The organism is Yersinia sp. SCPM-O-B-9106 (C-191) (assembly GCF_026183365.1).
Taxonomy (GTDB): Bacteria; Pseudomonadota; Gammaproteobacteria; order Enterobacterales; family Enterobacteriaceae; genus Yersinia; species Yersinia rochesterensis.
In genome coordinates this window covers 3,185,769-3,199,187 of the sequence record NZ_CP110791.1, presented here as the reverse complement: position 1 = coordinate 3,199,187, position 13,419 = coordinate 3,185,769, and the positions used below count along the sequence as shown (strand labels likewise).

The following is a 13,419-nucleotide window of genomic DNA, read 5'->3' as shown; positions in this document are numbered from 1 at the left end:
GTTTTCAGTGCCGGAGAATTCGTTGTGTTAGAACGTTTATCATGGAAAACGCTGGCTTTAGAGCTGGCTCTTTTTTGTTTGCCCGCATTACTGCTAGGTGCCTTTATCGGGTATCTTCCTTGGCTATTACTCGTCTCAGTGGTTGCGGCGCTGGTCTGGAATTTCTATAACCAACTCAAATTATCTCACTGGCTGTGGTTAGACCGCAGCATGACTCCGCCTTCAGGGCGTTGGAGTTGGGAACCTTTATTTTATGGCTTATATCAGATGCAACTGCGAAATCGGCGGCGTCGGCGTGAATTAGCCTTACTTATCAAACGGTTCCGCAGTGGCGCTGAATCTTTACCCGATGCTGTGGTGATGACCACCATTGACGGCAATATTTTCTGGTGTAACGGTCTGGCTCAGCAATTACTGGGGTTCCGCTGGCCGGAGGATAATGGTCAGCATATTCTCAACTTGCTGCGTTATCCCGAATTCAGCCAGTATTTACAACAGCAAGAATTTTCCCGCCCACTCACCTTGCAACTCAATAATGGCTATTACGTTGAGTTCCGGGTGATGCCTTATTCAGAAGGGCAATTATTGATGGTGGCCCGTGATGTTACCCAAATGCGTCAGTTAGAAGGGGCGCGGCGTAATTTCTTTGCTAATGTCAGCCACGAACTGCGCACCCCCCTGACGGTGTTACAGGGGTATCTGGAAATGATGCACGACCAAGAATTGGCGGGGCCATTGCGGGATAAAGCATTGGGAACGATGCAGGAACAGACCAAGAGAATGGATGGGTTGGTCAAACAATTATTGACGTTGTCGCGCATTGAAGCCGCTCCTAATGTAGATCTGAATGAGCAGGTTGATATTCCACGAATGCTGAAGATATTACAGCATGAAGTGCAAGCGCTGAGTGGTGGGCGTCATGAAATTACTTTCCGGGTTAATGATCAACTGAAAGTATTTGGTAACGAAGACCAACTGCGCAGCGCGGTGTCTAATCTGGTTTATAACGCCGTCAATCACACGCCTGATGGCACTAAAATTGAAGTGTGTTGGCAGAAAACTGCGCAAGGCGCACAATTTCAGGTGAGTGACAATGGGCCGGGAATTAGCCCTGAGCATGTGCCGCGCCTCACTGAGCGCTTCTATCGGGTGGATAAGGCCCGCTCTCGGCAAACCGGGGGCAGTGGATTAGGGCTGGCAATTGTGAAGCATGCTCTGAGCCACCATGACGCACGTTTGGATGTCATGAGTGAAGTCGGTTTGGGGACGAGATTTATTTTTACCTTGCCGAATCGATTGATTGTTCCGACGGTTTTAACCGAGAATGCAGTCAAATCCTAAGACTGCATGGACATCAAGCTGATGAGATGGGGAAAACTGGCGCTGTTGCATGCCCTGTTCGGGTTTAGCTACGGCGTTTTAGCACAATCTGTAGCGGTTTCACCTGCTACAGAGATTCAATCGCCAAAACCACATACCCTATCCGGCAATCTTTCCAGTGTCGGCTCAGACACCTTAGCGAACTTGATGTCTTTATGGGCAGATGATTTTAATCATCATTATCCCGGCGTTAATTTGCAAATACAGGCGGCAGGTTCTTCTACTGCTCCTGCAGCATTGGCGGCTGGGGCGACTCAACTCGGCCCGATGAGCCGCCCAATGAAAGCGGCTGAAATCGCCGCATTCACCCAGCGTTATGGCTATCCGCCGCTTGCTGTCCCTGTGGCAGTGGATGCCTTAGTGGTTTTTGTCCATCAGGATAATCCACTGAGTAAAATCACTTTATCTCAGCTTGATGCTGTTTTTTCGCAAAATCGCCTTTGTGGAGAATCTCATCCGATCCAGCGCTTTGGTGAACTGGGCCTGAAAGGGCCGTGGGCGGAGCGCACTTTACAGCGCTATAGCCGAAATTCAGCTTCAGGAACCTATGGTTTCTTCAAGCAGCGAGTGCTTTGCGATGGTGATTTTACGAACAATATCAATGAATTGCCTGGTTCTGCTTCTGTAGTGCAAGCTGTCGCCGGTTCATTAAATGGAATGGGTTATGCCAGTATTGGTTTTCGCAACAGCGGTGTTAAACCCCTGTTACTGTCGGCGGATGGTCAGGATTATGTGATGCCGACGGCCGAGAATGTCAAAGCTGGCCGCTATCCCTTGTCGCGCTATCTGTATATTTATATCAATAAAGTACCGGGCCAGCCGCTAGAACCGCTGACTGCCGCCTTTCTTGAGCGCGTTTTATCGCCAGAGGGGCAAAAGCGCGTGACCCATGACGGTTATTTACCCTTGCCGCCAGATGTCCTGAATCACACTCGAAAAGATCTGGGTTTCGCCGATTAAATTAGCTGGGTTTGTTTGAGTGTATCGGCCATAAATTGTTAACGGTTGGATATAAATGATACAAATCATATGGTGTGTATTTCTATAAATCTGGCACGATTAACTAGTTTGTATAAATTGTATAGATGAAGACTCTGCTTTTGTGATCCTGACTTGCCTTTCTCCGCTATAAACGGTCTACTTACCGCCGTTGTTGGCCTATTCCACCTGCAAATAACTCCAAAAACACTGCATACTGACGAAATAGATTGCTTATTAACCGCCGGAGTTTGCGTTTATCAGAGCTTTGTGTCGTTTCGATCACGTAGGAAAGACCACAACTCAAGGACTTTTTCTTTTGATCATTTAACTAGGCAACGCACATCACTATGAGTCATCGTTTATCATCTAAAGATATTATTGCATTAGGTTTTATGACCTTTGCCTTATTTGTTGGAGCTGGCAACATCATCTTCCCGCCGATGGTCGGTTTACAGTCGGGTGAACATGTGTGGTGGGCCGCTCTGGGCTTCTTGATTACCGCGGTTGGATTGCCGGTCATTACCGTCATCGCGCTGGCTCGAGTGGGCGGAGGGATTGATGCTCTGAGTTCTCCCATTGGCCGCGGTGCTGGTTTGGTGCTGGCGACCGTCTGCTATCTGGCCGTTGGCCCTCTGTTTGCTACTCCGCGTACTGCCACTGTTTCCTTCGAAGTGGGTATCGCGCCTTTAACCGGTGATGGCCCGTTGCCGCTGTTTATTTACAGTGTGGTTTACTTCGCATTGGTTATTGGGATTTCTTTGTATCCGGGGCGTTTGCTCGATACGGTCGGGCATATTCTGGCCCCACTGAAAATTTTAGCGCTGGCTATTTTGGGTATTGCAGCTTTGATTTGGCCCGCCGGCCCATTGATTCCCGCTACTGATGCTTATCAGAATGCTGCTTTCTCTTCTGGTTTCGTTAATGGCTATCTGACTATGGATACCTTGGGCGCGTTGGTGTTCGGTATCGTCATCGTCAATGCTGCCCGGTCACGCGGTGTGGTTTCTGCTGGATTGCTGACGCGCTATACCATTTGGGCGGGTTTGATTGCCGGTGTCGGGTTGACGTTGGTCTACCTGAGCTTGTTTAAGCTGGGTTCAAGTAGCGGTGCTTTGGTACCCGATGCCCAAAATGGGGCAGTGGTATTGCATGCCTATGTTCAGCACACCTTTGGTGGTCTGGGCAGCGTGTTCCTGGCTGCATTGATTTTCATCGCCTGTATAGTGACCGCGGTGGGCCTGACCTGCGCCTGTGCTGAATTCTTTGCTCAGTACTTGCCGCTGTCATATCGCGCATTGGTGTTTATCCTCGGTATCTTCTCAATGATGGTGTCGAATCTGGGGCTAAGCCATCTGATTCAGATTTCCATTCCAGTGCTGACTGCAATTTACCCACCCTGCATTGTATTGGTATTGATGAGTTTCACTTTGCGCTGGTGGCATAATGCTTCCCGTATTGTGGCTCCGGTGATGTTGGTCAGCTTGCTGTTCGGTATCCTTGATGCGGTAAAAGCCTCGACTTTTGCACATTACCTACCGGAATGGACTCAAAATCTGCCGTTAGCTGAGCAAGGTCTGGCATGGTTGTCGCCATCCCTACTGGTATTCATCGTCATTGGGTTGTACGATCGCCTGTGCTGTCGCCAGGAAATTGCTGCTAAGCAATAACGGCACGGTCATCGGATATTTTTAGCCACGGCTCATCCCCGTGGCTTTTTGCTGAAAAAAGACGGGATAAAGTTCATGGAATTACCAGTCAAAAATAAGCTGAAACGCGGCCTGACGACACGCCACATCCGCTTTATGGCATTGGGGTCAGCAATAGGTACCGGCTTATTCTATGGTTCGGCTGATGCAATAAGAATGGCGGGGCCAAGCGTATTATTGGCATACCTGATTGGTGGCGTGGTGGCATTTATCATCATGCGGGCATTGGGCGAGATGTCAGTCAATAATCCGCAAGCCAGTTCTTTCTCACGTTATGCACAAGATTACCTTGGGCCAATGGCGGGCTATATCACCGGCTGGACTTATTGTTTTGAGATTCTGATTGTTGCGATTGCTGATGTGACCGCATTCGGTATCTATATGGGGGTCTGGTTCCCGGATGTGCCTCATTGGATATGGGTGCTAAGTGTTGTCCTCATCATTGGTGCCGTCAATATGATGAGTGTTAAGGTGTTCGGCGAACTGGAGTTCTGGTTCTCATTCTTCAAAGTTGCCACTATCATCATCATGATTTTAGCGGGTATTGGTATCATTGTTTGGGGTATTGGTAATGGCGGGCAGCCGACCGGTATTCATAACTTATGGACTAACGGCGGCTTCTTCAGCAACGGTTTTGTCGGCATGATTCTGTCATTGCAACTGGTGATGTTTGCTTATGGTGGGATTGAGATTATCGGTATTACTGCCGGTGAAGCAGAAGACCCGAAAAAGTCTATTCCGAAAGCCATCAACTCAGTGCCATGGCGTATTTTGATGTTCTACGTCGGCACCTTGTTTGTCATCATGTCTATTTACCCGTGGAACCAAGTCGGCACTAACGGCAGTCCGTTTGTCCTGACCTTCCAGCACATGGGGATTACGGTTGCTGCTGGGATTCTGAACTTTGTGGTGATTACCGCCTCATTATCAGCCATTAACAGTGATGTGTTCGGGGTGGGCCGTATGCTTAACGGAATGGCCGAGCAGGGCCACGCGCCGAAAGCTTTTGCTGCCATTTCTAAACGCGGAGTGCCGTGGGTCACGGTGTTAGTGATGATGGGGGCGATGCTAACGGCGGTCTATCTCAACTACATTATGCCGGAAAATGTGTTCCTGGTGATTGCTTCGCTCGCGACTTTTGCGACTGTTTGGGTGTGGATTATGATCCTGTTCTCCCAAATTGGTTTCCGCCGCTCGTTGAGCAAAGAAAAGATTAAGGCGCTGGATTTCCCGCTGCGTGGTGGCACCTTTACTTCGGTGGTGGCTATCATTTTCTTGGTATTTATCATTGGGCTGATTGGTTGGTTCCCAGCAACGCGCATCTCATTGTATGTCGGGCTGGTGTGGATTGTCCTGTTGCTGGTGGGATATTACTTTAAGGTCAGCTATCAGAAGAAGAAAGCGGCGGCGCTGAAAACCGCTGAGTAACACTGAATCAATATCGAGAATCAAGCCGGGAAATGTCCCGGCTTTTTTATTTTTAAAATGATATTTTTCATTTGGCTCTCTCCGCCCCCGCCCTCATCCTCAATATTTATGCTGATAGATGAGGGATAAATATTCACAACATGGCATTGTTGATACCGATTTATTTATACAGGTGATTTATATATACAGGTGAATGTGTCGCGGCGTTAATGTCTGCACCAGATAGCCTTAACAGCAAGCGTTTTGGTTAAAGCAGGAGAATTTTATGCTTAGTGGTTGGCATTTACCGGTCGCGCCTTTTGTCCGTCAGCGCGGCGATGCATTACATATCACACTGTGGTTACATGGAGAGTGGCTACAAGGTGATAATTTACCGGCACAGGTTTTCTTACGCTGTGAGCCAGATAATGAAGAATGGCTACTCAGTATGAAGGGCGAACTGATCAATGGTTTCTGGCGTTATCGCGCGAAATTACCGTTACATGAAGGCCAGCCCGCGCGGCGTTATTGCTTCAAACTGTTGTGGAATGATGATCAACTGTGGTTCGGCCCATTAGGATTTTCAGTCGTTCCTCCGGCGCAATTGGCTCAGTTTGCTATTGAGTTACCCGATAGCGGCCCAGACTGGGTGGCCGACCAGATTTTTTATCAAATCTTCCCCGACAGGTTTGCCAGCAGCCAGGGTGAGCATGGGGTGCAAAATGGCAGTTATATTCATCATGCCGCCGGTCATCCGGTAGCACGCCGTGACTGGCAACAGCCACTGGATGATGTGAATGCCGCCTCGACATTCTACGGCGGTGATTTAGCCGGTATCAGCCAAAAACTCCCCTATTTACAACAATTAGGGGTGACCGCGCTCTATCTCAACCCGATTTTCACCGCGCCCAGTGTGCATAAATACGATACGCAAGATTATTATCAGGTTGATCCCTACTTGGGCGGCGAGAGCGCATTTCTACAACTACGCAGCGCCACTCGCGATGCCGGTATCAAATTGGTGCTCGACGGCGTGTTTAACCATACCGGGGATTCCCACCATTGGTTTGATCGCCATCAGCAAGGGGAAAATGGCGCTTGTCATCACCCCGACTCACCTTATCGGGGCTGGTTTAATTTCTTCCCCGATGGGCGGGCACTGGATTGGAAAGGCCATGCCAGCTTACTAAAACTTAACTTCGCTAATGAAGATGTTGTTAATCAAATTTATCGCGCCGAAGACAGTGTGGTGCGCCATTGGTTGAAGCCGCCTTACAGTATCGACGGCTGGCGGCTGGATGTGGTGCATATGCTGGGAGAAGAGGGCGGCGCGAAAGGGAATTTACACCATTTGGCGGGGATTTATCAGGCGGCGAAAGAGGAAAATCCTCAAGCTTATATTCTGGGCGAGCACTTTGGCGATGCACGAAATTGGTTACATGCCGGAGTGGAAGACGCGGCAATGAATTATATGGGATTTGCTTTGCCGGTACGCAGCTTCCTGGCGGGCTGTGATGTTGCCTATCATCCCATAAAACTCAGCGCCGAGGATTGTGCCTATTGGATGGATGAATATCGTGCCGGATTGCCTCATGGTCATCAGCTGCGTTCATTTAATCAATTGGATAGCCATGATACCGCCCGTTTTATCACTTTGCTGAATGGCGATAAAACGCGAATGCAAATGGCGCTAATATGGTTATTTAGCTGGATTGGTGTGCCGTGTTTGTTTTATGGCGATGAAATCGGCTTGGATGGTGGTAATGACCCATTCTGCCGTAAACCTTTCCCTTGGGATGAGGCGCAGTGGGATAGCGATCTGCTGAAATTATGTCAGCGCATGGCGGCCTTACGGCACAAGAGTTTGGCATTGCGGCGCGGCGGTTGTCAGGTTATTCACGCCAATGGCGATTCTCTGGTCTTTATTCGCAGTTATCAGCGCGAACGGGTGATGGTCGCCATACAACGCAATCATGCTAGTGATGTCTTCCTGCCGGTTTCTCCTTTACTGAATGTTACGCAATGGCAACGTTTGGAGGGGGCGTCCGAGCTGAATATCACTGACGCGGGCATCAATCTGCAATTGTCTGGCGAGAATGTCACATTGTGGCGTGGTCAATCTTAGTTATTAGCCATAGTGAGTGCTAACTTAAGAGTTGGCCCCGCAGGATAAAGATATTAAAAGCGGCTAAGCGCCGCTTTTTCTTTGGGTGAGATATGATGTATATGACGGGTATAGACAGTTGTCAGGTAAATCCACCGAAGGGAAAATATGATGAGCACAACTAAAAGACAGGCATTGATTATCGGGGCCTCTCGGGGCTTGGGTCTGGGGTTGGCTGATGAGCTTAACCGCCGAGGATGGTCAGTGACGGCGACGACTCGCGGTGTAGCAAAAGATAGCGCTGCACATGCGGCCCATTGGTTAACATTGGATATTAACCAGCCTGAAAGTATTAAAGCCTTTTTACCACAGGTGCAGGGGCAGGTCTTTGATCTGATATTTATTAATGCCGGTATCTCTGGGCCGAAACATCAATCAGCGGTTGATGCCAAACCGGAGGAGATCCTCGAATTATTCCAAACCAATGCGATTTCACCGATTCGTATTGCCCAGCACCTGCTGGCACAGCGTAATCCAAACCGCAGTGTCTTAGCCTTTATGTCTTCGCAGTTGGGGAGTCTTGGGCATAATGCTTCCGGCCATAAGCCTTTGTATTCAGCTAGTAAAGCAGCATTGAATATGATGACGCGCAATTTGGTTGCTGAGGTAGCCGACCCGTCACTGACGGTATTATCCATTCATCCGGGTTGGGTAAAAACGGATATGGGTGGGGATGCTGCGCCACTGACGATTGCGACCAGTGTGAAGGGGGTTGTCGACCAAATTGAGCGCGCTTCCGGTAAGGGCGGTCACGGCTTTATTGATTATCAAGGGCATACATTGCCGTGGTGACATAAATAAACCAGTAAATTCCCCCGTCGATATATTGATGGGGGATGAATAGCATTGGTAATCAATCGCTATCAGTAGCCGATGGCCGCACCCGCAGGGCGGCGAACATCATTAGCCCCATACAGATAGCCCTCGCGGACTTTCCCTGAGACCGCAGAATCATTACCCGAGTTAGCAGGGCTGACGCCCTCAACTCCCGCTAAACCAACCAAAATTAGCTCCGCAGCGCCCCATGGATTCTGCTCGACCATTTTATATCCCATATTTTTCAGTAGATTAAGGCTATCTGCGGACACACCACGCTGTTCATAATAGACTTCATCAGGTAACCACTGATGATGAATGCGAGGCGCATCCACGGCCTCTTGTGGTGCCATACCGTGGTCAATGACGTTCAATGCAGTTTGCAAGGTAATGGTGATAATCCGCGAGCCACCCGGTGAGCCTAAGACCATAAATGTCTTACCGTCTTTGGTCACTAATGTCGGGCTCATAGACGATAGTGGGCGCTTACCGGGGGCGATAGAGTTGGTGGCTCCCTGAACCAAACCATACAGATTTTGCTCACCGACTTTGACGGTAAAATCATCCATTTCATCATTCAGGAAAAAGCCTGTGCCGGGTGCAATCACTACCGCGCCAAAGCGGCCATTCACGGTGTAGGTAGTGGAGACGGCATTGCCATCATGATCGACAATGGAATAATGCGTTGTTTCAGGTTTTTCATGCGGTTGCATGCCCGGCTGAACTTCTACTGATGGCGTGGCCTTGTTGGCGACGATTTGTTTACGAATATCAGCGGCATAACTTTTACTCAACAGGCGATCAGTCGGGTTCTTAACAAACTCGGGATCACCGAGGAAAGTATTGCGATCCATATAGGCATGGCGCATAGCTTCTGTCAGTGTATGGATGTAAGCAGCAGAGTTAAAACCCATACTCTTCAGGTCATAGCCCTCAAGGACATTTAAAGTTTCGCACAAGGTCACGCCGCCGGAGCTAGGTGGAGGGGACGACACGAATTTATAGCCACGATAGCTACAGGTAATAGGGGCGGTTTCTGTGATTTTATAATTGGCAAAATCGGCAGCAGTCAAAATACCCCCGCCTTTTTTAGCTGCGGCTTCAACTGCTTGCGGTATTTTCCCCTGATAGAAAGCATCTGGCCCTTTCTCCGAGATAGCCGTCAGAGTATCAGCCAGATCAGCTTGAATCAGGCGGTCACCCGGTTGTAGAGCTTCACCGTCTTTTCGTAGGAAAATACGAGCCGATTCAGGATCTTGACGGAAGCGCTTAACCGTTGTGTCCAAAATATCAGTATCGGCGCGGGTCAATACAAATCCTTCCCGTGCCAGTTTGATTGCCGGAGCCATGACCTGTTGGCGAGTTAATTTGCCGTATTTCTTCTGTGCGCTGTCCATTCCCAAGACTGTGCCGGGCACGCCCGCGGCCAGATAGCCATACAGACTGGCATCTTTAGTGACTTTACCCTCTTTATCCAAATACATATCGGCGCTGGCGGCGGCAGGGGCGGTTTCACGGAAGTTTATGAATGTATCCGTCCCATCCGCGAGGTGAATGGTCATAAAACCGCCACCGCCAATATTGCCACAGCAAGGGTTCACTACCGCCTGGGCATAACCCACGGCCACCGCAGCATCAATGGCATTCCCACCCATTTTTAAGATGTCAGTCCCAACCTGTGAAGCCAGATACTGGGATGTCACCACCATGCCATTTTTCGCTTCCACTGCGGGTGTTGAGGCCGCATGCAGTGCTCCACTGACCAGTAAAGCCAATGCAGCCAAGGGTTTGTTCCATTTTTGCAAATGCATTCTGACTCCTGTTATTTCTTGCCCGCCAGGGGTTACCCGGTCATTTTTGTCTGGCAGCTTAAAAGCGCTGCTTATGGTGTGTGCAAAACACACGCCAGTAATAATTAATAGCAGAATTAATGTTTATGGCTGCTAATTAATTGGTAACCGGAGGGGAGGGAGAAAGTTTTACTGACATTGACAGGGTGATTTTTACTCAGTTGAAGTTCAGGTGAATGCAAATAACCAATTGAAAATATTGATGTATTCTTAAATTGGATCAGCTGGGAATAAAACTGATTATTATATAAATTCTGCGGCGGGTGCTTGAAGCTGTCTGCTTTGGGTATTCTCGAATCAGGAATAGATGCACAGATATGGAGCAGATGTTGCCATAAAGCAGATAAGAAAAAGCCAGTCAGTGTGAACTGACTGGCTTGATACCCCCCGAGTCAATCAGGGGTGGCATAAACTATTATTACAGTTTAGAGGCGTTTTCAGACAGATATTTAGCAACGCCATCTGGAGATGCGCCCATACCTGCTTTACCTTTTTCCCACTGTGCAGGGCAAACGTCGCCGTGTTCTTCGTGGAATTGCAGTGCATCAACCATACGCAGCATTTCGTCAATGTTACGGCCCAGTGGCAGGTCGTTAACCACTTGGTGACGAACAACACCGTTTTTGTCGATCAGGAAAGAACCACGCAGTGCAACGCCAGCATCTGGGTGCTCAATGCCGTAGGCTTTCTGAATTTCGCGTTTGATATCAGCAACCATTGGGTATTTAACTTCACCAATACCGCCTTTATCAACCGGAGTTTTACGCCATGCGTTGTGTACAAACTCGGAGTCGAAAGAAACACCAACAACTTCAACGCCACGTTTCTGGAATTCTTCGTAACGGTGGTCGAAAGCGATCAACTCTGAAGGACAAACGAAAGTGAAGTCCATTGGCCAGAAGAACAGGACGGCAGGGCGGCCGTTCAGGTGTTTTTTCAGGTTGAAGTTTTCAACGATTTCGCCGCTACCAAGAACAGCAGCTGCTGTAAAATCAGGGGCTTGACGAGTTACCAGAACCATAAATTACTCCTGTTAATTAGGGATGGATTAACCATTTGTCTCAAAAGTATCGGCACAGCATAGGTATTTAAACGCAATGAATAAAGAGATAAATACCAATCGCTGTGATAGCTTTTACCTATTGTTACAACGATTTTAGTTTCGTACTCTTGCTAAGATACCCATTCTGACAGAAAGCGCAAGTGACTTAGAGTCAATAACCATATAGATAGGAATGTTTTTGTCTAAATTTGTTTATGCTGTGCTTGTTGCATCATTGCAGGATAAAAATCCCAAAAGAGTCTTTCTAGCGGCTGATAGTGTTGTTCTATGTCGTGAAAAGAGCCTGCAAGCGCGGCTAATTTAGGCCGGCGGTTAGCCATACCTTGTAACACATCAGCTATAAAGGGTAGTTCAGCGTAGCGTTCCAGCCAACGCTCCGGCCATAGATAAGCATTAAGGTTCTGGAAACGGGCCGGTGTCAGTGACAAATGTGGCAAAATTTGGCATTGCGCATGTTCAATAAAGTCAGGCAGCGAACAGGCAGGTACCAGTTTATCCCAATTGCGTGCCAGAAAATGATCCCACAGTACATCCAGAGTAATAGGGGCAACCCGGCGATAATCTGCACTGAAATAACCTCGGGCCTCTTTAACGAGTGGCGATGTATCCGTCATGACATCAACGCGCCGATGCATCATGATGCCAGCGACTATCTCAGGGGGGTATTCCCCTTGTGGATTACCGCGCACAAAGTCAGCCAGCAAATTGCCCAATAAAGAGCTGTCAGCCAGTGTTGCAAGATGGAGGTGAGCAAGAAAATTCATTCGCTGAGTATAATGCAAATAAAGGCTAAATATGCTTATTTCTTGCAGCCAGCCCTTGAGGGCTCTAGACTAGCCGCCTGTTTTTGTGAACCGGCCTCTTATATCTGTTGGCCGGGTCTGTTCTGATATGAAGTGGAAAGCCATGCGTGTTGCCGATTTTTCTTTTGAGCTGCCAGAATCTTTAATTGCCCATTACCCCCAGCCCCAGCGTAGCGGTTGCCGTTTATTGTCATTGGATGGCCCTACGGGAACATTAACGCACGGCATTTTCACTGATTTGCTGGATAAACTGGTGCCTGGTGATCTGCTGGTGTTCAATAACACGCGGGTTATTCCGGCGCGTTTATTTGGTCGCAAAGCCAGTGGCGGCAAACTTGAAGTGCTGGTAGAGCGCGTGTTGGATGATCATCGCGTCTTGGCTCATGTCAAAGCGTCAAAAGCCCCTAAACCCGGCACTGAGTTACTGTTAGGCGATGATGAGAGCATCCGGGCCACCATGTTGGCGCGTCATGACACACTGTTTGAGCTGCGTTTTGACGATGAGCGAGATGTTTTTACTATCTTGAATGCAGTCGGCCATATGCCTTTGCCACCTTATATTGACCGCCCTGATGAAGATGCTGATCGCGAACTGTACCAAACGGTATACAGCCAGCGCCCTGGGGCAGTCGCAGCGCCAACCGCTGGCTTACATTTTGATGAACCGATGTTGGCGGCTTTGCGGGAAAAAGGCATTGAGATGGCTTTTGTGACTTTGCATGTTGGTGCGGGGACGTTCCAGCCTGTGCGAGTTGATACCATTGAAGAGCACATCATGCATTCTGAATATGCAGAAGTGCCGCAAGAGGTGGTTGATGCGGTTTTAGCCTGTAAGGCCCGTGGTAATCGCGTCGTCGCAGTGGGCACGACATCAGTGCGTTCATTGGAAAGTGCCGCTAAGGCCTGCGATAATGGCCTGATAGCCCCTTTCTTTGGTGATACTCGCATCTTTATTTATCCGGGTTATCAATATCAGATTGTGGATGCATTAATAACCAATTTCCATTTGCCTGAATCAACATTGATAATGTTGGTTTCTGCTTTTGCTGGTTATAAAAATACTATGAATGCATACCAGCAGGCGGTTGCAGAGCAATATCGCTTTTTCAGTTACGGCGATGCTATGTTTATCAGCCGTAATCCACGGGCACCGCAAGAGCCGGTCACCCCGTAAATAATAGAGTGACGGGAAAAGGGTAAGAGAATTTTTTATAAGATTTTGAAATAGTTTGGTTTTATAGGTTATTTT

The 13,419-nt window shown here is 48.6% G+C and carries 10 protein-coding genes; 7 read left to right on the top strand and 3 right to left on the bottom strand.

The features are described from left to right. The first annotated feature begins 24 nt into the window (after positions 1-24). From phoR to OP863_RS14560, 6 genes are all read left to right on the top strand, one after another. Complete coding sequence (gene phoR, locus OP863_RS14585; RefSeq protein WP_038631442.1) at positions 25-1,341, top strand: phosphate regulon sensor histidine kinase PhoR; 1,317 nt, start codon at positions 25-27, stop codon at positions 1,339-1,341. 21 nt (positions 1,342-1,362) lie between these two features. Continuing rightward, complete coding sequence (locus OP863_RS14580) at positions 1,363-2,340, top strand: PstS family phosphate ABC transporter substrate-binding protein (RefSeq protein WP_120011412.1); 978 nt, start codon at positions 1,363-1,365, stop codon at positions 2,338-2,340. Positions 2,341-2,708: 368 nt separating this feature from the next. Continuing rightward, entirely contained in the window at positions 2,709-4,028 is a 1,320-nt protein-coding gene (gene brnQ / locus OP863_RS14575) for a branched-chain amino acid transport system II carrier protein (RefSeq protein ID WP_038631446.1), read from the top strand. Between the two features lie 75 nt (positions 4,029-4,103). Then, positions 4,104-5,495 carry a proline-specific permease ProY gene (gene proY, locus OP863_RS14570; RefSeq protein WP_038631448.1) on the top strand — a complete coding sequence of 464 codons (1,392 nt, stop codon included), beginning with the start codon at positions 4,104-4,106 and terminating at the stop codon, positions 5,493-5,495. A 265-nt stretch (positions 5,496-5,760) separates the two neighbouring features. Then, entirely contained in the window at positions 5,761-7,599 is a 1,839-nt protein-coding gene (gene malZ / locus OP863_RS14565; protein WP_038631450.1) for a maltodextrin glucosidase, read from the top strand. Between the two features lie 150 nt (positions 7,600-7,749). Next, positions 7,750-8,430 (top strand): SDR family oxidoreductase, encoded by a 681-nt coding sequence (locus tag OP863_RS14560; protein ID WP_038631452.1) that lies wholly within the window; start codon positions 7,750-7,752, stop codon positions 8,428-8,430. 71 nt (positions 8,431-8,501) lie between these two features. On the opposite strand, the gene ggt is transcribed toward OP863_RS14560, so the two are convergent. The 3 genes from ggt to OP863_RS14545 form a co-directional block, all read right to left on the bottom strand. Next, entirely contained in the window at positions 8,502-10,265 is a 1,764-nt protein-coding gene (ggt, locus tag OP863_RS14555) for a gamma-glutamyltransferase (RefSeq protein ID WP_265525456.1), read from the bottom strand. A gap of 457 nt (positions 10,266-10,722) precedes the next feature. After that, complete coding sequence (locus OP863_RS14550) at positions 10,723-11,325, bottom strand: peroxiredoxin C (protein ID WP_004707520.1); 603 nt, start codon at positions 11,323-11,325, stop codon at positions 10,723-10,725. Between the two features lie 224 nt (positions 11,326-11,549). Continuing rightward, entirely contained in the window at positions 11,550-12,131 is a 582-nt protein-coding gene (locus tag OP863_RS14545; protein ID WP_265525455.1) for an ACP phosphodiesterase, read from the bottom strand. A 142-nt stretch (positions 12,132-12,273) separates the two neighbouring features. Here OP863_RS14545 and queA point away from each other — a divergent pair, with 142 nt between their 5' ends. Next, positions 12,274-13,344, top strand: coding sequence for a tRNA preQ1(34) S-adenosylmethionine ribosyltransferase-isomerase QueA (gene queA, locus OP863_RS14540; RefSeq protein WP_038631461.1), 1,071 nt, complete (start codon positions 12,274-12,276; stop codon positions 13,342-13,344). Positions 13,345-13,419: the final 75 nt, after the last annotated feature.

Bases quoted from the DNA above. Each gene is read 5' to 3' on its own strand.
- proY (WP_038631448.1), top strand. From the start codon at position 4,104: ATGGAATTACCAGTCAAAAATAAGCTGAAACGCGGCCTGACGACACGC.
- OP863_RS14550 (WP_004707520.1), bottom strand. From the start codon at position 11,325: ATGGTTCTGGTAACTCGTCAAGCCCCTGATTTTACAGCAGCTGCTGTT.
- OP863_RS14580 (WP_120011412.1), top strand. From the start codon at position 1,363: ATGAGATGGGGAAAACTGGCGCTGTTGCATGCCCTGTTCGGGTTTAGC.
- brnQ (WP_038631446.1), top strand. From the start codon at position 2,709: ATGAGTCATCGTTTATCATCTAAAGATATTATTGCATTAGGTTTTATG.
- ggt (WP_265525456.1), bottom strand. From the start codon at position 10,265: ATGCATTTGCAAAAATGGAACAAACCCTTGGCTGCATTGGCTTTACTG.
- malZ (WP_038631450.1), top strand. From the start codon at position 5,761: ATGCTTAGTGGTTGGCATTTACCGGTCGCGCCTTTTGTCCGTCAGCGC.
- OP863_RS14560 (WP_038631452.1), top strand. From the start codon at position 7,750: ATGAGCACAACTAAAAGACAGGCATTGATTATCGGGGCCTCTCGGGGC.
- OP863_RS14545 (WP_265525455.1), bottom strand. From the start codon at position 12,131: ATGAATTTTCTTGCTCACCTCCATCTTGCAACACTGGCTGACAGCTCT.
- queA (WP_038631461.1), top strand. From the start codon at position 12,274: ATGCGTGTTGCCGATTTTTCTTTTGAGCTGCCAGAATCTTTAATTGCC.